This window comes from Bradyrhizobium sp. CCGUVB1N3 (assembly GCF_024199925.1).
In the GTDB taxonomy this organism is placed as follows: domain Bacteria; phylum Pseudomonadota; class Alphaproteobacteria; order Rhizobiales; family Xanthobacteraceae; genus Bradyrhizobium.
The window spans coordinates 8,611,671-8,632,961 of record NZ_JANADR010000001.1 but is presented as its reverse complement, the minus strand read 5'-3'; the positions used below and the strand labels follow the sequence as shown (position 1 = coordinate 8,632,961).

The window sequence follows — 21,291 nt, the reverse complement described above, 5'->3', positions numbered from 1 at the left end:
CACACTCCGTCTCGTCTTCTTCATCATCATTTGCACACCAAGGCGGGTATAGGAAGGTGGTTGACTGATTACGCGCTGAGTAAGTTCTGAAGGAGGGATCGACGATGACGGACAGTCCCCCGCACAAAAAGCAAAAGCACGGCTCATCCGGTGACTCTTCCGCCCAGCCGGAACCGGGCCCCTACGAAGATGATGCGGCACTAATTGCTCTCTTCGCAAAGCAAGCCGAGGAACCCGGCTCCAACAGACGTTACCTGCTATGGAAGAGTCGCGTCGCGCGAAAGTTTAGCGGATGGCTTCGCAAGACTGGAAGGCCGCCACTGGCCGGTCGGTTGAGCCAGCTGGATGGCGATTTGCAGGCCTATACGACCGCGCTCAGCGATTCTGACCGAGGAGTTCTTTATATAGCGTTGGAACACCTTCGAGCTGTCGCTGCCGGGAGGGCGATCGTGCGTCTTACCCCCGGACCCAGGGCCTCTTACCGGCAGAAACAGCTCTTCGAAAATGATGCGCAACTCATTTCAAGAGCCGCAATGGAAGCCGAAAGCGAGGTCACAAAACAGTACTGGGAGACGCTGGAAAACGCAGCGCATAAGTTCGGCGCCTGGCTTCGCCAGACTGGAAGGCAGCCAATGGCCGATCGGTTGAACCACCAGCTAAATGCCGATTTTCAGGTCTATATGCGCACCCTCGAGCCTTATTCACGGCAACTTCTTTCGCGGGCGTTGAAACGCTTTCAAAACGTCGTTGCCGGGAGGCCGGTCGGGCATGTTATCCCCAGCCGCGCTGGCCCCGTCAAAGCGATGTGTGCTGAGGATGAGAGGCTTATTTCCGGCTTTAGGATGGCACACTTGCCTGTGCAACCAGCCACTGTCCGCGTCTACGCTTCTGCTCTACGCGGATTCAGTAATTGGCTCCAGGCGCAAAAAAAGAGGTCGATAGCTAGCCGCCTGTACGACGATACACTGACCCAGGATGCTGAACACTATAGCGTTTATGAGAAACATCTGTCGGCTGCATTGCGGCACCTTCGAAAATTGTGCCGCGCGCAGGCGCAATCGAGCGCCGGGCCGGGCACTCAGTACATGGTTGTCGCGCCGGATGTGTCCACGAGCTATGAGCCGCGTCACGATGCTCAAGTTACCCCGGCCTCCGCTGTGCTTCGGCCATTATCGCCTGCCGGACGTGGGGAGCCATCCTCGGCGTACGGCGGCTCGGCGGCGCCTGGCGCATCGTCGGAGGCTGCGGGATGGCCAGATGACTTCGGCTTCCCGGATGACTTCGTCCTCAGTAAGGGCGATCAAGAACTGTTCAAGCCGTTTCTGGACGATGCGGCGGCCGAAGGCGCTCCGCAGCACGGCGCATCGCCGGAGGCTGCGGGATGGCGAGATGACTTCGGCGTCCTAGATGACTTCGACCTCGGTGAGGGCGATCAAGAACTGATCATGTCGCTTCTGGACGATGCGGCGGCCGAAAGCGCTCCGCAGCACGGCGCGTCGCAGGTACCTCCCCCGTTTGTGGGCGGCACCGGCGATGCTTCGCCGCCGTGGGATCAAGCCACCGGACGATCTTCATTTGCCGGTACTTCGGAAGCGTCATCGAGTTTCGTCGCTCGCCCGTCGGAGGACGATTTTGGAAGGTTGGTTGGTTTGGGCTGGCAGCATGGCAGCCAACCGGCTCCCCACGAGCTCATCCGCGCACTCGACACACACGGACTCCTGCCGGGGCCGTGTCGGCCGACACATCTGAGGATCTTTGATCGATCGTATTCGGCGCAGTGGGCAGCGACAGGAAGAAGCGAGGTCGCGACCTTAAATAATTTACTCGGCGGTGACGTTATGCTGATTCCGGAACCTGGGTTTGAACACCAGGGACCGGTGGAGGTGCGCCCCGGAACTGTTCCATCATTTGCGGTAGCGGCATCGTCCACAGCCGGTGCATCGTCCTCCGGGCAAGGCGGTTCGCAGGCACTGTACGGCCTTCCGGACATCGGAGTGTATGTTCCCCAGGACTTTGCTCACGGCGACCAATACCTCCCAGATGCCATGCTCTGGCTACTGCGCCAATGGGACCTCCTGCCGACCGACGTTGAGCCCACGAGAGCGTTTGCCATCAGGAACGAGATCTACACGGCGCAGTGGTGTGATGAGAGCCTATATCTCAAGCATCACGCTCGTCGCTGAACAATCCGACTGGCTCCAAGATGTGAGTCTGTGTGAGCCCGGGCCTTGCAGTGCCGAAGGGGCTGCCCGCCTGCCAATAGTCTCTCGGCGATCGGCCGAGAGTGCAACGACGCAAACCGGCGTGCGCCATGACCGGAACGATGCGCCATGGTTCATCGAGGGGCCAATCGATGGCGTGAGCTTCCGTACCTATATCGAGAAGGTTCTCCTGCCGACCCTTAGGAGAGATGGCAAGGCACGCGAGAGCGGACGGAAGCATTGAGCTATCGCCACCGCGTGGACGGTCTGAGCACGCGGAGCGGATGGGGTGTCTGCTTGGCAACGACAGGGATGTCCGCCCGCAACTCTCAGGCTGGCGACGGTGACGGACAAGTTGGGCCAGTTGGATGAGGCGTGGGACTGCGGCCATGGTCGACGCCGCGAAGGGCAGCGCCGCGCCGCGCTAGGCTACCATTTCCATGTATCGGGGCTCGTGGCGGTAACAAGCACCCCGATTCCGTAGCGGCTGATGGTTACGACGGCATAGGTGTCGCCATCGTAACAGTTCAGCTGGTACTCCCTGAACCGTTCGGACCAGCGCCAATAATCCCGGTTACCGCTCGACGGGAAAAACTGCTTTCGCGGCGAACCCCTGCCGGGCTCAAGACCATTGACATCGAGCTTGATCTCGTTGCCGCTGCTTCTCCACAAAACGTGCCCCTTCAGCTTTTCATTGTTCAGATTCACCACAAAGAACTCGTGCCGTCCTCCGCCCTTCATTGCTCCCTTTTCGCCTTTTCCTTCCTTACTCATCACCGGCCCTCGCGAACGGCAGATTCGGCGGAGTCTGCTGACGTGATCTCGCCGTCTCAACTATCTGATCTGGTAGGCCGGCGGTCACATCCGGCCCGCAGTTCGCGGATAGCCTTCGGACATCTTGGTGAGCTGGTTGGAGCTAGTTGGAACGGACAATGCGTATGTCGGTGCGTGCGCGCAGATTGCGGGCGGAAGAGTTCCGGCGGCTCGAGCAGGGTTACCTGCAACAGGCCGAGCATTCGCCGGGAGGGCTCGAACAAGACAGCTTGCGCAATCTCGCTGGGGGTTTCGGATATGCGGCCGAGCAAATCGAGAAACGCGCGGTGATCGGTAAGACAGTGGTTCTCTGCGCCATCGCCGCGCGCGCACTCCTTGCCGTGCTGTACATTCCTTAGGCTGCTCCCGCGCGCGGCGAGGGCATCAGCCATGGTCCCGCACCGGCCTCGATCGCCGCGACGATGCGGTCGGTGAGATGCCGGTGAATATCGAAGCGTTCCTTGCTGTCGTCTCTCCTTGTTTGCGGCCACCGGCCGTGCCTGGCGACCGAAGGGACGCGGAGGGACGGACGCCGCACACCGAGAGGTGCGCGCGTGCGCGCGAGGGACTGACCCTTGCGGCGGACGGTTATCCGTGCACGTTAGGTTCTATCTGCAGGCCTTTTTGCGACACGCACCAAAAGGCAACAACATAGGATGGTCTTCGCCATTGTCGAATTCGAGGCCACGTAGATCTCATGCGAAAAACCCCTGGCGCTCTCAACACTTGTATTTTTCTGCGCTTCACTAGGTGCGGAAAGCTTCCATTCTGCGGGAGCCCGAGCGGCCTCTTCCTGCCCGCCGTGCCGGACGCTTTGGCGTCTTGGCCAATTCTTCCTTGGCGCCAAGAAGTTCGGCGATGACGGTCTCGGGCGGAGTCAGAAGCAGCTTGCTCTGTTCGCCGCCGCCGAAGTCGCGCCATTTGAGCCTGGTCTTGTAGGGCTTTGCGGGATTGAAGCTCTCGGTCGGCTCGAACGTCTCGACCTTGAACACGATCTCCCGATTGACGGCGACGCTGTCCTCGGCGAACAGGTGCAGTTCGTGCTCGGTTGCGAACTCCTGCGGTGTCTGTTCGGTGAGAACGACGTCGCGATTTAGCAGAACGAGGCGCGCCTTGAAGTCTTTTTCCGGCTTGAACTCGGGATTGGCGGAAGGATCGAAGGGCTCGACGAACGCGACCTGCTCGACGGGGACCAGTCTTTTACCGATGGTGACGACTTTCATGGACATCTCCTTTGTTGTGGTTGATAGGAGATTCCGGTTTAGCGAAGTCGCACAGTATTTCGGATAGGAAGGATTGGGAATCAGAACGGAAGAATTGGGAATGTGTGGCACTCGCTCGCGGACACCTCTGGGGAGCGCGAGCGACAGCGGCTTAAAATTTCAACATCAATTGCGGAGACGATATGTAGTTGGCGACGGCTCCATAGAGCGTTGGGCCGAGAACATCGTGCACTTTGTCTGCCGGAATCCAGTTGGCTGCTTTGACTTTCGAGTCCGTCAGATTCACGGCCTCGCTCTCGATCGCCCGAAATCCGACATAGTGCACGTGGGCACCTGAAACCGGATGCCGCCTCTTACCGATAAGAAACGCGTCAGCTGCAACTACCCCGGTTTCTTCTCGCAATTCGCGTCGTGCTGCATCGGGAACGCTCTCCTGCTTCTCGACTTTGCCTCCGGGAAACACCCATTTTGGGCAACGCCCATCGTCGCCAGAGCGCTCAATAACGAGCACGTCCCGGCGAGGTCCGCGATCACGAACCACGACAGCCAAAGCGATCTTCTTCCAGTCACCCTTGGTTCGCATGCCGTTTCGACCACCAACATAAAAAATACCGATTCTCCAATAGCTTAATCGTGCCCACCCCGGACAACGCAATCAACCACAGTTTCACTACTCGCCGTTCGCTTTTTCCGCAAGAGGGGCAGCTCACCTACGCCCGCTTGTGATGCAATAATGCATCAGAACAATCAAAGGGTGCTATTTCGCGGATTTCGAAGGGCTATCCGACGGTTAGGCCTTCGCGACCTGGGTCTTGAGAAATTTCTCGACCTCGGGAGAAAGATGAGCCCCTACAGCACGAATGGCTCGGCCTATGGGCGTCCACTCGACTGCCGAATTCTCAACAGGATCGCCATTGATGATTGGCAGATCACCGGCCGGCTCGAGGTGGTAGTATACGCAATGAAACTTTGTGAGCGGATGCACGCGTTCGCCGATTTTCCCCGCCACCGTGCAGGCAATGCCAGCCTCTTCCTGCACTTCCTTCTCGATGACATCGACTTCGACGTCCGTGGGCAGCTTTTTTCCCGAAGGGAACATCCAGTTCAATCCCTCAGTATTTTTGTTCCGCCTAACGAGCAGAACCTTGCCGTCATTGCAGACGATGCCGACGACGATGCGAAACGACGCCACGTTCGTTTCTTCGATAACTTCCGCCAAGCCTTGGTTCCTCGTTGTCTTGACGCGCATGCCGATACGTAAAGCTTCTGCTTCTTGGATAGAAGCCAGTTCATCAGGCGATAGCGGGGGATCAGTTGCGCGCCGCAAACCGGCGATGGTCAGTTCACCATATCCTTAGGCAAGGTTATGATCCCAATCGGATCGATCGCAAAGTAGTCTGGGTCGGACGCCTGTTCACGACGTTACTATCCAGCCGATACCACCCAGTGCAAAGACGCCAATCGCACCCCAAAAGCCCGCCACTCTATCACCCCAAAGTTCTCAGCAACCCTACGCCTGCATGGCTGCTACTTCCGCTCAACTGGCGTCCCAGTCCTGTGCGAAGGGCCTTGCGGCAGAGCGTTCACGGCCAATCGCGGTTCTTGACGCAAAGCGCGTCGAGCTCAAGATCAAAGAAGCCAATCTCTGCACGCTCTGGGGGTTGGGGATCATTGAAGTGTAGCGTATATCCACGCACGCCGGTCAGTACCACTACATGCTTATCCTCCGGTGCTAGCGTTACCGCAGCCCAGATTGGCCCTCGCCTCCGCAACGTCTCGGCGATGAAATTTGGGGTAAATCCGCCATATGGCTTTTCGAGCCACTCCAATCCTTCGATCAAAGCCAAATCGTCAAAACAGTTTCGGGGGAGGCCTAAGTCGGGCCGCCAAAGCATGGGCAAACCCAGGCGGGGCCCCGCGCGAAAGTAATAGGACACCATACAAGCGGAAGCATACCAACACGCGCAATCCCCAGACCGCCGCATAATTCCCTGGTAATCTCGTCGCATGATCGGTTGGCCATCATAACCATGCTCTTGGCCGACAAGCGGAACATTCAAACGTATGTTTAGCACAGCACACCTCAATAAGTTTAAGGCGAGTCGAGCAAACAGCGAGCCAAGCGCATTCATTCCTCTCGCGCCCCGCGAACAACTACGAGATAAAATAGTCTCCTCGCTGGTAGCGATGGTGGTGCAGGGACCTGGGCGAGCGTCGCAACACTGCTGCAGACAGCGAAGATGAACCACGTCGATCCGTTCGCCTGGCTCCTCTAACGCTTTAGCGTATCGCCAACGGTAGGCCCGTTGTGGCGACTACAAGTTCTAGTAGTTGACCAGTGCAACGCTTTTCGGGCCGAATCTCTCGCACGCTGGCACTACCTAGACGATCGATTCCAATAATCCTGCGCTAGAACTGATTGAGTGTTGGCGGACTCCTCGGTCGAGGGCTTCTTCTCCAAGTTTGCTCGCTCGGTATGAACCGCCACGGGTTTGCCGGAGGCTCCAACTCCTGAGAGGATGGAGCCATGACAAGCAAGACGACGAACAAGTTTTCACCCGAGGTCCGGGCTCGTGCGGTTCGGATGGTTCTGGATCATGCGAGCGAGCACCCGTCGCGGTGGGCGGCCGTGACCTCGATTGCGGCCAAGATCGGCTGCACACCGCAGACGCTGCACGACTGGGTCAAGAGGGACGAAGTCGATAGCGGACACCGGGCCGGCGTTCCGACCGACATGGCCGAGAAGCTGAAGGCGCTGGAGCGGGAGAACCGTGAGCTTCGGCAGGCGAATGAGATCCTGCGCAAGGCGAGCGCGTATTTTGCGATGGCGGAGCTCGACCGCCGGTCCAAGCCATGATCGCCTTCATCGACGATCATCGTGGGGCGCATGGGGTCGAGCCGATCTGCAAGGTCTTGCCGATCGCCCCTTCGACCTACCACGCCCATGTGGCCAGGCGGCGCGATCCTGCCAGGCTGTCGGCGCGCGCCAGGCAGGACGCTACCCTGAAGATCGAGGTTCGGCGGGTGTTCGATGAGAACTTCCGGGTCTATGGCGTGCGCAAGGTCTGGCGGCAGCTCGAGCGGGAAGGCTTCGATGTTGCCCGCTGCACGGTGGCGCGACTGATGCGGGACATGGGTTTGCAAGGAGTCATCCGCGGCAAACCCGTCAAGACCACGATCAGCGACAAGGCCGCGCCATGCCCGCTGGATCACGTCAACCGCCAGTTCAGGGCGCCAAGGCCGAACGTTCTTTGGCTCTCCGACTTCACCTATGTCGCGACCTGGACCGGCTTCGTCTACGTCGCCTTCGTCATCGATGCCTACGCCCGCAGGATCGTGGGGTGGCGGGTCTCGCGCACGGCGCATGCGGGCTTCGTGCTCGATGCGCTGGAACAGGCCCTGCACGATCGCCGGCCGGTCCATCGCGGCGGGCTCGTGCACCACAGCGACAGGGGCAGCCAATACGTCTCGATCAAATACACCGAGCGTCTGGCTGAAGCTGGTATCGAACCTTCTGTCGGCAGCGTCGGGGACTCCTATGACAACGCTCTCGCCGAAACCATCAACGGCCTCTACAAGGCCGAGGTGATCCATCGGCGCGGGCCATGGCGCAGCTTCGAGTCCGTCGAGTTCGCGACGCTGGAATGGGTGGACTGGTTCAACAACCGAAGGCTCCTCGAGCCCATCGGCAACATCCCGCCGGCCGAAGCCGAGCAACGCTACTACGCCATGCTGGAACAACCCGCCATGGCGGCATAACTTAAACCAAATTGCCTCCGGCAAACCCGGGGCGGTTCAGTATTGCGCCACATCCGGGTGACATCAAAACACGAGCTGAAGCAGCGCATCATAGCCGGCATCGACGACGTCAGCGGCCATCCGGTCATCCATACTTGGTCCTACAAACTCGCCGAGGCTGCCTGATATGATTCGAACCAAGGAAACGCTCAGGTAGATGCTACGAATACTCCCTGACGTAAGGATAGCTTCGAATGGCAGAACCGGTACGGCCCGTGCCGTCACAAGTGACGGGCGATCATATCTGGCCCGCGCAACGCAGCTCGCTGAAAAGCTGGCAACGGCCCTTATTGACGAAGATGTTTCAGACGCAACGTTGACCATAGCATTTCTGACGGGCGGCGTCGTCAATCATCACGCCCGCGATGCCGACGAGGCTCATGAGATGTTGGACAAAATCCGCCAGCTTAAAGACCGCCTGCTGGCAAGAACGATGGGGGCTGGTCCGCCTACGCTGCAATGACGTTTGCTCGATGCGCGCGCCAGCTCGGCGGGGCAATTCGCGGCGAGCAGGGGTACTGCGCGCCCTACCCGGCAAAACCGAGCGAGCCGGCGCTGGCGCAAGCTGGCTGAACGATTCCAGAATGCGCTTAACTATCGCGCAAAAGAAGCAGACTCCTGGCCGAATCGAGCGCTATATCTGGATAATTCAGTCGCAACATGAGTTTGGTGTTTCATGGACGAGGATTTCTATCGGGCGCGGGCTTCGCAGGTTCGCGACATCGCTGAAACGGCTGATCCGTTTACGAAGCAACGCCTCTTGAAGCTTGCCGATCAATACGAAGTCTGGGCGGGTAACCCATCGCGTGCATCCCGCTCGTTAGCTCGGCCGATTCCGCTTCCGTCCACGCCGACGCGTGGCAAGACCTGAGCGGCCCGCCACGTCGGAAACCGAAGTCACACCGGATACCGCGCAGTGATCGCCAACGGACACGGTTGCGCATGCAACCGGAACTAGGCCAGCGCCAATGAGCAGGGGTTGGCCGTCACAGGCCGGAAAACGAGCGGGGCTGGCGCGGGCCGGAGCGCAGCGACGACACGGCCCGCCGTTTTCCGCCCTCATCCTCATGAGGGGCTTGGCCTTGACGGCCTGGGGGCCGCTAGGCCCCTGTGGGGCGCTGCGACGGCGCATCGCCCACCTGAAATGGCACCCGGGCCGCGTGAGCATAGCGACGTCCTCGCTCGCGAGGACGGCACGCGGAACGAGTGCAGCGGTGAGATGAAGTAACCGGGCACCGACCTCTAGGGCGCATAATACGTCCGATCGATTCGCCGATCCTGATGAATTACTTCGCTGGACTCGACGTCTCTCTCAAGCGCACCGCGATCTGCATCGTTGATCAAGATGGAAATATCGTCCGGGAAGGAGTGACGGATACCGAGCCCGAGGCGCTAATTTCCTGGCTGAGAAATACCCGCTTCGCTTTGCAGCGCGTTGGGCTGGAAGCCGGTCAATGTTCTTCCTGGCTGCACAAGGGTCTTTCGGAAGGCGGATTGCCGGTCATTTGTGTTGAGACCCGGCACGCAAAGAGCGTGATGCAAGCTCAAACTATCAAGACGGACCGCAACGATGCTCGCGCGCTCGCGCAAATGATGCGAACAGGATGGTTTAAGGCGGTTCACATCAAATCAGAAGACAGCCAAAAGCTACGAGCATTGATGGGCAGTCGTCGGTGCCTGCTCGACAAGCAACGCGACCTCAACAATCATATTCGGGCGGCACTTCGAACCTTCGGGTTCAAAGTGGGCCTTATCGGCCAAAGCCGCTTTGAAGAACGTGTACGCGAGCTGATCGTGGCTGACGGAGATTTACAGGCTCTCGTCGTTCCATTGCTCGAGGCCCGACGCATGCTCGGCGAGCAGGCACGCGTGTTGACGCGCCTGATTGGGCGCCTGGTTCGGAACGATGCTATTTGCCGCCGGTTCATGACGGTTCCTGGCGTTGGCCCCCTGACAGCTTTGGCATTCAAGACGACCATCGACAACCCAGGCCGCTTCCGTAAATCACGGCATGTTGGCGTCCATCTTGGACTGACCCCAGGCAAATACGCATCCGGAGAGGTCGATTACAACGGGCGCATCACCCGATGCGGCGATGCCTTCGCTCGAGAGCATCTCTTTGAAGCCGCGCACTCATTGATGGTCAACACCAGACGTTGGTGCTCGCTAAAGGCATGGGGAATCCGCATCGCCAAGCGCAGCTCCATGAAAAATGCGCTGGTCGCGGTGGCTCGCAAGATATCCGTCATCCTGCACCGTATGTGGTGCGACGGCAGCGACTTCCGGTGGGAGAGATCGGAGGCCACAGCGGCAGCCTGACACCCGAATGAATGAACTGATCAGCAGAACACGGCCGAAAGGCTGTCAAGGAGTCCGGTAGGACGAGGAATGGCGAGGGTGATAACCGGTCTGCAGCGCGAGCCGATCGCTCCGTGACTGCGTCCCTGAGATGGTCCCGCCACTTCTTCACGAACATCATCATGAGGCGGGGATCCCGACCTCGAAGAGAAGCGCGATCGCCGGATAGCTTTGACGTCAAAGGTAGGTTCGGAAGGCACAGCCACAATGCGATAATCAGATCAGATTTGGTACTTGACGTTCCAACCCCGACGGGCACCCGACAGGATGGGCAGCGATAGCGATCGCCGACCTGTCCTCCGAAGCCTCGGAGTAGGTGGAAGGCGAGCCCCTCCTGCGGGTGTCCCCGGCGAGGCGCACCTTATGTCTTGCGCGAGGCGATCGTGACCCGACGGGCCGAGGCGTGAGACTCGGTGAGCGCAGCTCATAGAGCCCGCTGCGCATGGTGGACGCGCCCGAGATGAGAAGCGTGCTCCTCCATTTAAGCCGCGCCATGTGTTTCATTCCCGCCGGTTTGCACCATCCTCGGCAACGTGCCGCAAGCAACTCGCGCTCGTTCGATTGGCTTTTGGAAGGCGCACGCTTCCCTCCCCGCCGCAACAGCCTCCATCACAGGGCGCGGTCGTCGGCCCATCTTCTTATCTCAAAGATCGTCATCATCCGAGACCATCGCCGTGATCCCGTCATATTTCCAGAGAGGCAGGCTGTCTTCCACGAGGAGTTCAGCACCATCGCATCCCCACGGAAGCACCTGCACGAGCTCGCATATCAACCGCAAGGCAAAGCGCCGGTCATGGCGCTCTTGCGCATCCAAACGCAACGCTTCTGGCCCGGCCCCGGTTCGGCGCTTGCGGGCAGAAGCGGACATCAACCTGCCGACGCCCCCGCTGTATCCGTCGAAAATGATGTGGTGGACGACGCCCGCTCCCGGCATCGAATGTGCCAAAAGGGTGATCGTTGAACAACAAATCACCGGAGGGGGGCGTCCGCATGCAGGTAAGCAACATTGGCATTGATCTCGCCAAGAACGTGTTCCAAGTGCACGGCGTGGATAGCGCGGGCAAGGTCGTCATCACCCGTCAGTTGCGGCGCAAGCAGGTCATCGATTTCCTTAGGAAGATTCCTGCTTGCCTGGTCGGTATGGAGGCCTGCGGAACCGCCCATCATTGGGCGCGTGAAGTCTCCAAGCTCGGTCACACCGTGCGTCTGATGCCGCCGAGCTACGTGAAGGGCTATGTCAAACGGTCGAAAAACGATGCTGCCGACGCAGCCGCCATCTGCGAGGCCGTGACACGCCCATCGATGCGGTTCGTGCCGATCAAGTCGGCCGATCAGCAAGCCTTGCTGATGTTGCATCGAACGCGTGATCTTTTAATCCGCCAGCGCACGCAGCTGATCAATGCGCTCCGAGCCCACCTTGCCGAGTTCGGCCTGGTGGCCGAGATGGGACGCGAAGGTCTCGCGCAGCTTGCCGCGATCATCACAGACGAGAGCAATCGCGAAGCCCTTCCATCCGCGATGAAACAGGCGCTGCAGGCCATTGTCGATCAACTCGCTGCTCTGGAATCGCAGATCGGGGCTCTGGATCGCGCAATTCACACCCATCATCGTGCCAACGACATGAGCTGCCGCCTCGAGACCGTGCCTGGGATAGGCGTGATCGGGGCTACGGCCATCGCTTCCACTGTCTCAGACCCGAGTGGCTTCAAATCCGGTCGGGATTTTGCCGCATGGATCGGACTTGTGCCGCGGCAGCACTCGACGGGTGGCAAGGAGCGGCTCGGCGGCATCTCCAAGCAGGGAGATCGCTATCTTCGACGGTTGCTCGTCATCGGTGCAACAGCCGTTGTTCAACACGCCCGGCGGCATCCGCAAAAGCATCCCTGGGTCATGAGGCTACTGGCCAGGAAGCCGGCCAAGCTCGTCGCCGTTGCCGTTGCCAACAAGATGGCGCGCATCGCTTGGGCGATCATGGCCAAAGGAGGACGCTATCGAGCGCCGGAGCTCGCTGCAACCGCCTGAAGAGGCTTGGCAATGGGAGCGTGAGGCGACGGCGGAGCAAGACAATCGAATTGCGAGGGTGATGATGACGTGATGCGAAACGGTCGAGCCGTCGATTGGGACAACCCGCTTCTGGGTCATGGGCATAAAGCCCGTGAAAATGATTGGGACCCGATCCGCGGACTACATCAGGGCCAGCGGTCATACTGCCGCGCAAACAGGCCGGACACATGACTTGCACCCGACCGCAAGCCGAACGTCAGATTCTTCTTGCAACGCGGGCGTCGTCCACACATGACCCTCAACAGACATTCGATCGGCATGTTAGGGAGGGCGGCCCTCGGGAGCGGCCAAGCGTGATCGGATGATACCGTCCTAGGACAGGCGCGTTTTCGAAGGCATCTCTCTGACTTCTCCCGGGGGGCATGGCGAGGTTCGCAGACTCTTCTCCGCTCAGCCCTTCTTCAATCAGAGTTGCTGTCCAGCCCTCGGGAGTTGCGTCGAGGACACGATCCACGGCCTCCTCACGCGGCGTGGCAGCCAGCCAAATCCGGCGCTCTGCGTCATCGGTCGTGACTCGAACAAGATGGATTTCCATCTGCTTACGACGCGCGTAGTCCGATTTAGTTTCTCTCTTCTGGATTGACGTAGTCGGCGGGGAACCATATGACAGTCGGCCACTTAAGTTGTCGCGGCGCTCTGCGTCGCAGGCTGCGTCTTTTCAGACATGGTGCAGCGAACTAGGAGTTCTGACGAATGCAAGTCTTGGTTCGCGACAATAATGTCGAGCAGGCACTTCGAGTTCTGAAAAAGAAAATGCAACGCGAAGGCGTGTTCAGAGAAATGAAGCGGGCGAGCTTCTATGAGAAGCCCTCGGAAAAAGCGGCCCGCCAAAAGTCCGAGGCGATTCGCCGCGCTCGCAAGCTGGCCCGGAAACAGGCTATTCGAGAGGGATTGATTGCCGCCCCAGTCAAGAAACCCAATGATAAGCGTCCGACCCGCGCGCTCCCGAGCGTCGCAGCTACGAACCCCAAACAACCATAACCAATTCGGCTGCGCCTTGAAGGGATAGAACTCCCCGACATTGAATCCGTACAGGAAGAAGCTGCTCGCTCATTGGTAGACATGGCAAAGAACGCAGTCAGGGGTAACGGCGACAGCTCCCCACGGCACCGAATGGCCATCGAAGTCCGAGATGACAACGGCCCGGTGCTGCAAGGCTAAGTTCACGTTCGAAATGGACCAGACAAGGCATTGACGCTGCCGCAGTTGGCACCTTTCGCCGGGTTTTTATGTATCTTTTTTGCTAAACGCGGTGCGTACGTTGGGCGTAGGCTGCCGTCATCACCGCGCCGCCCGTGGCCTTTATCGGTGACGGAGAGTGTTGTGCTCCCGCCCTCACAGCAGAAGGGAGCGTCGCATGCTCGACGCGCAGCTCACTAACAAGCTTTCACCCCGCGAGACGATGTGGCCCCGCTGCCCGAGGTGCGGAGGCAAGGCGGAAGTTCTCAGGGTTGTACCGGGAAGACCGGGGTTCCAGCACCGAACCTTGAGGTGTACTAACTGCCCAACGATATACGAAGCACAAGCTCCCGCAGACCCGATTAATTCCGAAGCTATGGGCTCGCTTCACAGTGGATTGAACCCGCCTCGATAAATGCGGGTAGCGAATAACCCACCGCTTTGAGAAAGTTCGCGTTGGCGGTGATGATCATGCCATCCATGCCGAACTCGATGACGGCCTGCGACCTGCCGATCGCCTCGATCTGTCCGGACGTATCAATCGCCTCTAGCTTCTGGTTGGTCACATCGGTGGCGAATGTCACCACCGCAAAAGGCGTCCCCTTTTCGTCGAGAACGGGATTGTAGGTTGCCAGCATCCATACTTCCCGGCCGCCCTTGGCAATTCGCCGGAAATTGCCCGGCCTGGCATTCGCCGCGGTTGAGCCGTGTCCAGAATTCCTGGTAGCTGGCGCAATCGCGCTCGGCCGGATCGACGAACATGCTGTGGTGCCCGCCTTCGATTTCGGCGAGCGTGTGTCCCATGGCGCGGAGGAAGTGTTCGTTCGCGCGTACGATCGTCCCGTCGAGCTTGAAAGAGACCACGGCCTGCGAGCGGTTGATGGCGGCGACCTGGCTGGCATCCTCCATGCTGCGCATCTTCCGCGCGGTGATGTCGGTTGCGAATGCGATGACCTTCGAGGGCCGTCCCGTAGCATCGAAGATTGGATTATAGCAGGCCCGTATCCAGACCTTTGCGCCGCCTTTTGCGACGCGCTCGTATTCAGCGGCCAGGCATTCACCGCGGTTAAGCCGGGCCCAGAACTCGCGATAGCGGTTCGAGTCTCGCTCATCTGCGTCAACGAACATGCGGTGATGGTGGCCCTGGATCTCCGACTGGGCGTATCCCATCATTTTCAGGAATTTTTCGTTGGCCGCAATGACCGTCCCGTCCATCTGGAATTCGCTGACGGCCTGCGACCGGTCAATGGCGGCAGCCTTCTCCAATTCACCCTGTTTGAAAAGTCCGAACATTCCCTGATGTCTCCTTCGATTTTCTCGGGCCGCAAGAACGAAGGGCCGAGATGGCATTCGATACGTGTAGAACAGGCACTGCTTCGTAGCCGTCCCCGTGGATCTTCAGATCGAAGCGAAGGACAATGCGGCGCCGCCTGCGAGAACTAGCCCAGCGCCTTTGGAGGACAGGGGCAGGACATTGCCTTGCCGCTAAATCTGATCGCCCTGGCTCGTGGATCGGCGTAGGCCGTCGAGCTGCCTTTGCCGAGTTCGTTCTTCGCGTCTCTCTACTTTCTTCCTATTTTCCGAAGCAAGAAGAAAATCGAATCAGCAGGACAGCGGTGCCGCGGCACGCCACGCGTAGGAAAATGTTACTAACCGATTCGGATGCCGGCCATCGCGCCAGTGCGGCCACGGTATGCGGCACGCACTCGCTCGACACGCTGCATCGCGTGTTGTGTCGCCACGGTGAGCCGGTACTGAAGCGGCCGCGCCGCAAGATGAAGGGCACAAAGCGCTACGCGCGGCCAGTTCCCGGCGACCGGGTGCAGATGGACGTCTGCAAGATCGCGCCGGGCGTTTACCAGTATACGGCGATTGACGATTGCTCTCGCTACAAGGTGCTGGGCGTTTATCGCCGACGCACAGCGGCCAACGCGCTGGACTTCCTGGAGCGCCTCATTGAGGAGACGCCGTTTCCGATTCAGCGCATCCAGACCGATCGCGGCCGCGAGTTCTTTGCCGAGCCTGTGCAGCAAACGCTGATGGACCGGGCGATAAAGTTCCGTCCCATAAAGCCGCGCTCACCGCATCTGAATGGCAAAGTCGAACGGACTCAAAGGGCAGACCTCGAGGAGTTCTGGTCAACGGTCGATCCGAAGGCCGCCGACATCGAGGATCGGATTGCCGAATGGCAACATCATTGGAATTGGCGCCGCCCGCATACCGCACTCGGCGGTGGCACGCCGGTCGATCGCGTCTGCGACCTGGCGAACATCACCCCGTTCACAGACCAGGTGGAATCCCGCTTCGACCCTACAAAAGAGCGGATCAGAATCCCAGACTATCGCTTTGATCGGGCGTTCGCTGCGCTGAAATGATGTGACCAGAACCCTACAAAGCTGAGCGCCTCATCGGCTTCTTTTGATCTGCGATATCGACCTTTTGACCTTATTCGCGCCTTCCGTGAATCCCACGACCTGCACCAAATATGCGGAAGCCCCCCTGATTTGTTGCGCGGGTTGTGTTTCTCCTTCCGCTTCTGTGCACATTTTACTGATCGTGAGCAGCCCCTCCGGCCGAGGCGGTGATGGGTCAGCGTCCTGGCTGCTCGTCAAGGGTGATGGTTTGGCGTTATGTTTTCGCATGATCTCGCCGGCAAGCTGGAGGCGATGACCGTTATGGACGAGACGATCCAGTATCGCGTCGGCGAGCGTGGGATCCCCGATAACTTCGTGCCGCGCCGCACTCCACCGGCTCTATCAGCAGAGGCTGACGTCAACCCCTTAGTCTGTTTCGCAGTGCCAGCCGGTCGGCGACGAGGTTGTCAAGATGCAGCACGGCTGGTCGTCGTCTTTGCGCCAATCGCCTAACCAGCGCCCGCGTACCGTCCAGCACAAAGACACCGCAATCATAGTCGTTCCGCTGCTGGGTCATGCGGACCGGCTCCAGACGAGCACTCAGCCGTTGTGCGAACATTGCTGCACGCTCGTCGTTTTGTCCCCGGTTAGAGTCGTAGTGATAGGCAACTGGACTCTCCCGATCGCGACGATCAACGAACAGCAGCGACCAGTGGGTGCCCCGGAGAACAGGATCCGAAGCACTGGCGTCGTTCACTGGCACGAACAGAAAGTCGGCTGTATCGTTACCATTCACATTTACAATGCGCTGGAAGGTGGCGAGCATCACGTTCGCAGGCCCCAGGCGCAATTGATAGTGGGCGATGAGGGGATCGACCAACCGCGTCCGGGCGGCGAGGTCCGGATTGTTCCGCTGCAAGTCCTGCATCAGCAGTTCGTAATCCCGCAGAATATGCTGGTCACCCAGCCATTCCCTAGTGTCGAGCACCCGCCCGCTGCGGTCGGGGGCCGGCGCTTTCGACGCATCGGAGGTCGTGCTCGGAAATGCCGGCGCATAATGAGCATCATCTCGCAGCTCCCGCGGGGTGGACGGCAAATTGACGGGATAGCCAACACCGCGGAAGAAGTCTGACGACGGCTGCGCTGAGGACTGGCCTGCCAATCCGGTAAGCATCGCCCATACGGCTTCGGCTAGATCGTAACTGACCGTTTGCGACCCGGCAGGCTGATCGGACTGCGACGACGGCCCCGACCATGGATGGTCCCACCCGGCGGGTGCCTGCCCTCCAGCTTGGTCCGCCTCGTGCCAAAGCTGCTCCTGATCGTAGCTGACCGTCTGCGACCCGGCGCGCTGATCGGACTGCGACGACGGCCCCGACCATGGATGGTCCCACCCGGCGGGTGCCTGCCCTCCAGCTTGCTCCGCCTCGTGCCAAAGCTGCTCCTGATCGTAGCTGACCGTCTGCGACCCGGCAGGCTGATCGGACTGCGACGACGGCCCCGACCATGGATGGTCCCACCCGGCGGGTGCCTGCCCTCCAGCTTGCTCCGCCTCCCGCCAGAGCTGCTCCTGATCAAAACTTCCCGCTTGCGACTCGGCAGGTCCCCACAGCCAATCCGCCTGCTCAGGGGGGGGGCAACCCCAGTGCCTGGTTCGCCTCAACGAGTTGTTCGTACTTCCGAAGCTCGTTCAAATCTCGCCTTAAGTGCCAGTCGTTAGTGGCTCCCGCGTAGTCCCGAGCATCTTTCTGCAGCTCACTTTGCTGGCGCTCGCTGCCGTTGACCCGGCCAGCTATGGGCTCCCTTTGCTCCCTTCGGAGCCAGTCACTGAGCCCGCGAAGACGGCTAGCCCGGTTATTGGTAGGCATCCTCTGCCTTGAGGTCGATTTTCCAAGGTCGTGTAAGGCTTGCCTGGTCGCGTCTTCGATGAGGCGCGCGTCGTCGGGATAAGGATCCAGCGTGCGAGGTCCCATGACGCGGGGGCCGGGCCCGAGTTGTTCGATTTCTTCACCGGGTCCGAGCCTTCGGAGATGAGTTAGCGCCGACCTGAAGCGGTCCCAAGGGTCGCCCCCTTTGTCCCTATACTCCAGGATATCGTTGCTTATTGACTCACCGCGGAACCGAGAGGCCAATGGGGCCTTGTCCTTTTCAAAGAGCCAATTAGCAAGATTCTTAAGATGGCCCAGATTTCGTTTGATGGTCTCTGTGGGAACCTGAGCCCGCCTTACCGCTGCCTCGAACCTCCCCAGCAGCTCCGCGTCTTCGGAGTGAAGACCCACGACGACACCGCGGCCGCGTTTGAAATCGATTGGTTGTCCGGCGTAGGCTGCCCGGAGCTTTCTCAACGCGCCAGCGATATCCCGATTGCCATAACTCGCCACATCCGCATCCAACGAACCATCGTTAATCCGGCCGATCATTGGCGCCCTGTCGTTCTGACGAAGATAGGCGCTCAAGTTGCGCAGATGGCTTGCAATATTCGTGACAGTGCCAGGGGTCATGCCGTCGCGATCGGCTGCGCTCCTGAAAATGGAAATGAGTTGCTCGTCTTCCTCGTGGGGCTGGAGCTCGCGGCCGCGTCTGGTGAAATCGATTGGTTGTCCGGCATAGGCTGCCCGGAGCCTTCTTAACGCGCCAACGATGTTCGGATTAGTGCAAGCATAACTCGCCGCATCTTCATCCAACGACTCTTCGTTAACCCGGTCGGCCATTGGCGTCATCTCGTTCTGGCGAAGATAGGCGCCGAAGTTGCGCAGGTGGCCTACCGTATTCCGAACAGTGGAGGGGTTTCCGCGGTCCTGCTCGGCTGCGCTCCTGAAAATGGAAATGAGTTGTTCGTCATCCTCGTAGGGCTCGATCTCGCGGCCGCGCTTGGCGAAATCAATCGTTTGTCCGGCACAGGCCGCCCGCAGCTTTCTCAACGCGCCAATGATGCTCGGATTAGTGCTAGCATATCTCGCCGCATCCGCATCCAACGAATCGTTGTTAACCCGGTCGGCCATTGGCGCCATCTCGTTCTGGCGAAGATAAGCGCTCAAGTTGCGCAGATGGCTTGCAATATTCGCGACAGTGCGAGGGTTCATGCGGTCCCGCTCGGCTGCGCTCCTGAAAATGGAAATGAGTTGTTCGTCATCCTCGTAGGGCTCGATCTCGCGGCCGCGCTTGGCATAATACACTTGAAACTCTGTTGAAATGTCCACGTCCGACGCCGAGCCGCTGGGCGACTTTTTGCCGCGACTTCCCGCAAACGCTTTACCACCAACCACTGACTTAAAGCGCGACCACAGTCCCCGGCTTTTTTTCTTCTTCGTGCGCGCTACAGGCTGCAGTTCCGATGGCGCCGTATAGCGCGTGCTGCTGAACAGCCCGTCCTGCAAGTCAGACGGCGGCGCGTCGCCACTCGAGCTACGAGCACGAGGCAGGTCGACGCTGTAGCGCGTGTTGTTGAGCCAGTTATCCCGCGTGTTGAATGGTGACGGCATCCGCATCGAACCGCCGACATCAGTGCGCTGGATTCTTCCATGCGCCTCTGCGGGGCGAGCAACCGGCGAACCAGCATCAGGCGAGCTCCCTTCTGCGGAACTCTCATCAGAGGATCTGAGGTGCAGATCGCTCAGCTGCTGCTCAAAGCCCGCTTGATCCGCCGGCACGTTGTCAGCTTCTCGACTTGCCCGCTGCCGCTCTTGCAAGGCAGCGTACTGGTGCATCCAGGCGCCCGTATTGAATGGGTCGCAATAGTTGGCTTCCACGCCACTCTCCTCAAATGGGGATAGTTGTTTTCACAGCCTCCGAAGCGAAGCTCGGACGACGGGCCGGAGGTCCAGCTTGAGCAAGCCGATCGTTGAGGTCAAAACCAGAAACAAGCCACCATTACCTGCCGCGCTCGCCGGTCGGCATCTTGTCGGACAACATCGCGGTCAGCTCCTTTAGACCGCACGCGGTCGACATCAGTCATGCAACCCACGCGACTGCGCTCCGAGCAAGCCAGCAAGCCGCTTCGAAAGCTTCGGTCGGCTGTCGAAATCCAAGTCTCATGCTAGGAGCGTTCGCTGTCGAGGAGTTGACAATCCCTTGCCAAGGGATCGGAAATACGTCGCGCGCGGCAGGCCCGCGAGGCGGCATAGTCAATGCACGTCGGCGTTTGCGTCTGTTACCTGAGAAGTCATCGTTTGGATGACTTCGACGATGCGGATGCGGATTTGCCTTGCGCTGGCGGCCGCTCCAAGGCGCGCAAGGCTTGTCGAAAAAATCGAGGTCCATCTGCTGGCGCCCCACCAGCCCTTCGAGCTCGGCGATGCGCGCTTTGGCGAGCGCGAGGGCGGAGCGCTTGTCGTCGTACGTCGCTAGCGGCTTCAGCTTGCGGGGGCCAGGCTTGGGTCCGCGCTTGCGGTTCAACCCGTCTGGCCTATCGGCCCTCCACGCCTTGATCCAGTCGTGGAGAATCTTGCGAGAAATACGGAGCCACAAGTTTCATTGTGCCATCGGGTGCCACCTCCCAAGTGACCGCATATTCGTCCTTCGCTTTATCAGACCGGTGTTTGGTCCATGAAAAGACAACGGGTACGCCAGCGTCGGTCTTTCGGCCAACCTCCCATCCCCTGGGAACGAAGTGGGCTACCGTCGAGACCTTGGCAAAGATTTCCTCCGCCGTCTCACCATCCTGCGCTCGCCAGGTTGATCTAACCTTGTCGATTGAAGGCTTGTCATCCGCACGGACGCCACCGCCCTTACCGGCTAGCCCGCCGGTCAAAAACAGCCATAGAGTAAGGCCAACACAGCCCCCGAGCCCGAACCAAAGCACGCTTCTATCAGTCATTTTCTTTGTTCTCTTACCCCACGCAGCCGGCCCTTATACCCGCCTCGTATCGTATCGTATCGTATCGTATCGTATCTCCGAAGACACACAAGACGCACCTATCAGGGTTGGTAGATGGCGTCTGGAGTGCCCATCGGGCGATGAACTACTAAATTTCACGCTGTAGCATTGCTTCTCTCGGTGAACTCCGTTCGGGGGAAACGTTCATGGTTCGTCTCAGGTGGGAGGGAGACGATGCCGAATTTCCGGTTGAGAGATGGGCATTATTCAACGATTAGTTCGAGACGCCGCGATGGAGCCTGAAATGGTCAGCCGCATCACGGCGGCTTACAAGCGAGCGCTCCATATCCTTTGCGTGAAGGATGGTGACGATCCGCTAACGGAGATGATCGCGAGGACGATCATCAAGATTGCACAAACCGTTGTCCGTGACCCGGCGGAAATTGCGGCCCTTGCAATCAGAGAGCTTGAACTTCGGTAAGGCG

General features: G+C 59.5%; 19 protein-coding genes, 3 pseudogenes and 1 other annotated feature. Of the genes and pseudogenes, 12 read left to right on the top strand and 10 right to left on the bottom strand.

Annotated features, from left to right (window positions below; genetic code table 11):
• Positions 1-104: 104 nt before the first annotated feature.
• Positions 105-2,183, top strand: a complete 2,079-nt coding sequence (locus tag NLM33_RS40780; RefSeq protein ID WP_254104052.1) for a hypothetical protein — start codon at positions 105-107, stop codon at positions 2,181-2,183.
• Between the two features lie 447 nt (positions 2,184-2,630).
• Here the strand turns inward: NLM33_RS40780 and NLM33_RS40770 are convergent, their stop codons facing one another.
• The gene (locus tag NLM33_RS40770) at positions 2,631-2,975 is read right to left on the bottom strand and encodes a hypothetical protein (RefSeq protein WP_254104050.1); all 345 of its coding nucleotides are present in this window, start codon (positions 2,973-2,975) and stop codon (positions 2,631-2,633) included.
• Positions 2,976-3,139: 164 nt separating this feature from the next.
• Here NLM33_RS40770 and NLM33_RS40765 point away from each other — a divergent pair, with 164 nt between their 5' ends.
• The gene (locus NLM33_RS40765; protein WP_254104049.1) at positions 3,140-3,373 is read left to right on the top strand and encodes a hypothetical protein; all 234 of its coding nucleotides are present in this window, start codon (positions 3,140-3,142) and stop codon (positions 3,371-3,373) included.
• 387 nt (positions 3,374-3,760) lie between these two features.
• On the opposite strand, the gene NLM33_RS40760 is transcribed toward NLM33_RS40765, so the two are convergent.
• The 4 genes from NLM33_RS40760 to NLM33_RS49970 all read right to left on the bottom strand — a co-directional run bounded on the left by NLM33_RS40760 (position 3,761) and on the right by NLM33_RS49970 (position 6,222).
• Entirely contained in the window at positions 3,761-4,237 is a 477-nt protein-coding gene (locus tag NLM33_RS40760) for a hypothetical protein (RefSeq protein WP_254104048.1), read from the bottom strand.
• A gap of 151 nt (positions 4,238-4,388) precedes the next feature.
• Positions 4,389-4,820 (bottom strand): NUDIX hydrolase, encoded by a 432-nt coding sequence (locus tag NLM33_RS40755; protein ID WP_254104046.1) that lies wholly within the window; start codon positions 4,818-4,820, stop codon positions 4,389-4,391.
• 207 nt (positions 4,821-5,027) lie between these two features.
• Positions 5,028-5,456, bottom strand: a complete 429-nt coding sequence (locus NLM33_RS40750; protein ID WP_198031974.1) for an NUDIX domain-containing protein — start codon at positions 5,454-5,456, stop codon at positions 5,028-5,030.
• A 364-nt stretch (positions 5,457-5,820) separates the two neighbouring features.
• A complete protein-coding gene (locus NLM33_RS49970; RefSeq protein WP_371930170.1) occupies positions 5,821-6,222 on the bottom strand; it encodes a papain-like cysteine protease family protein in 402 nt (133 codons plus the stop codon).
• A gap of 542 nt (positions 6,223-6,764) precedes the next feature.
• Between NLM33_RS49970 and NLM33_RS40745 the strand changes: the two genes are divergently transcribed.
• The 4 genes from NLM33_RS40745 to NLM33_RS40730 all read left to right on the top strand — a co-directional run bounded on the left by NLM33_RS40745 (position 6,765) and on the right by NLM33_RS40730 (position 10,354).
• Positions 6,765-7,996 (top strand): IS3 family transposase gene (locus tag NLM33_RS40745; RefSeq protein WP_254094988.1). Its coding sequence is split into 2 segments (ribosomal slippage): positions 6,765-7,056 and positions 7,056-7,996, totalling 1,233 coding nucleotides; the frame shifts between segments, so codons are not numbered across the junction.
• Positions 7,049-7,165, top strand: a sequence feature (AL1L pseudoknot). (Overlaps the previous gene by 117 nt.)
• 355 nt (positions 7,997-8,351) lie before the next feature.
• Positions 8,352-8,498 carry a hypothetical protein gene (locus tag NLM33_RS40740; RefSeq protein WP_210164197.1) on the top strand — a complete coding sequence of 49 codons (147 nt, stop codon included), beginning with the start codon at positions 8,352-8,354 and terminating at the stop codon, positions 8,496-8,498.
• Between the two features lie 213 nt (positions 8,499-8,711).
• On the top strand, positions 8,712-8,906 hold the full coding sequence (locus NLM33_RS40735; protein WP_084801991.1) for a hypothetical protein: 195 nt from the start codon (positions 8,712-8,714) through the stop codon (positions 8,904-8,906).
• A gap of 410 nt (positions 8,907-9,316) precedes the next feature.
• A complete protein-coding gene (locus NLM33_RS40730) occupies positions 9,317-10,354 on the top strand; it encodes an IS110 family transposase (protein WP_254103610.1) in 1,038 nt (345 codons plus the stop codon).
• A gap of 682 nt (positions 10,355-11,036) precedes the next feature.
• Here NLM33_RS40730 and NLM33_RS40725 read toward each other — a convergent pair.
• Positions 11,037-11,339: a hypothetical protein gene (locus NLM33_RS40725; protein ID WP_254104044.1), complete on the bottom strand. Its 303-nt coding sequence runs from the start codon at positions 11,337-11,339 to the stop codon at positions 11,037-11,039.
• Positions 11,340-11,383: 44 nt separating this feature from the next.
• Here NLM33_RS40725 and NLM33_RS40720 point away from each other — a divergent pair, with 44 nt between their 5' ends.
• From NLM33_RS40720 to NLM33_RS49965, 3 genes are all read left to right on the top strand, one after another.
• Positions 11,384-12,415 (top strand): IS110 family transposase, encoded by a 1,032-nt coding sequence (locus tag NLM33_RS40720; protein WP_254096564.1) that lies wholly within the window; start codon positions 11,384-11,386, stop codon positions 12,413-12,415.
• A 735-nt stretch (positions 12,416-13,150) separates the two neighbouring features.
• Positions 13,151-13,438 carry a 30S ribosomal protein S21 gene (gene rpsU, locus NLM33_RS40715; RefSeq protein WP_035665512.1) on the top strand — a complete coding sequence of 96 codons (288 nt, stop codon included), beginning with the start codon at positions 13,151-13,153 and terminating at the stop codon, positions 13,436-13,438.
• A gap of 72 nt (positions 13,439-13,510) precedes the next feature.
• A complete protein-coding gene (locus tag NLM33_RS49965; protein WP_371260621.1) occupies positions 13,511-13,618 on the top strand; it encodes a hypothetical protein in 108 nt (35 codons plus the stop codon).
• A gap of 440 nt (positions 13,619-14,058) precedes the next feature.
• On the opposite strand, the pseudogene NLM33_RS40710 reads toward NLM33_RS49965, so the two are convergent.
• A pseudogene (locus tag NLM33_RS40710) lies at positions 14,059-14,929 on the bottom strand (PAS domain-containing protein); the annotation flags it as partial.
• Positions 14,930-15,336: 407 nt separating this feature from the next.
• On the opposite strand from NLM33_RS40710, the pseudogene NLM33_RS40705 reads away from it, so the two are divergent.
• Positions 15,337-16,011: pseudogene (locus tag NLM33_RS40705) on the top strand (DDE-type integrase/transposase/recombinase); the annotation flags it as partial.
• Positions 16,012-16,257: 246 nt separating this feature from the next.
• Here the strand turns inward: NLM33_RS40705 and NLM33_RS40700 are convergent.
• The 3 genes and pseudogenes from NLM33_RS40700 to NLM33_RS40690 form a co-directional block, all read right to left on the bottom strand.
• Positions 16,258-16,368 (bottom strand): annotated as a pseudogene (locus tag NLM33_RS40700) (ATP-binding protein); the annotation flags it as partial.
• Positions 16,369-16,408: 40 nt separating this feature from the next.
• The gene (locus NLM33_RS40695; protein ID WP_371930052.1) at positions 16,409-17,164 is read right to left on the bottom strand and encodes a Ulp1 family isopeptidase; all 756 of its coding nucleotides are present in this window, start codon (positions 17,162-17,164) and stop codon (positions 16,409-16,411) included.
• 451 nt (positions 17,165-17,615) lie between these two features.
• Positions 17,616-19,739: a hypothetical protein gene (locus NLM33_RS40690; protein WP_254104042.1), complete on the bottom strand. Its 2,124-nt coding sequence runs from the start codon at positions 19,737-19,739 to the stop codon at positions 17,616-17,618.
• 436 nt (positions 19,740-20,175) lie between these two features.
• Here NLM33_RS40690 and NLM33_RS40685 point away from each other — a divergent pair, with 436 nt between their 5' ends.
• Both NLM33_RS40685 and NLM33_RS40680 read left to right on the top strand, forming a co-directional pair.
• Positions 20,176-20,337, top strand: coding sequence for a hypothetical protein (locus NLM33_RS40685; protein ID WP_254104041.1), 162 nt, complete (start codon positions 20,176-20,178; stop codon positions 20,335-20,337).
• A 773-nt stretch (positions 20,338-21,110) separates the two neighbouring features.
• Positions 21,111-21,287 carry a hypothetical protein gene (locus tag NLM33_RS40680; RefSeq protein ID WP_254104040.1) on the top strand — a complete coding sequence of 59 codons (177 nt, stop codon included), beginning with the start codon at positions 21,111-21,113 and terminating at the stop codon, positions 21,285-21,287.
• Positions 21,288-21,291 lie beyond the last annotated feature (4 nt).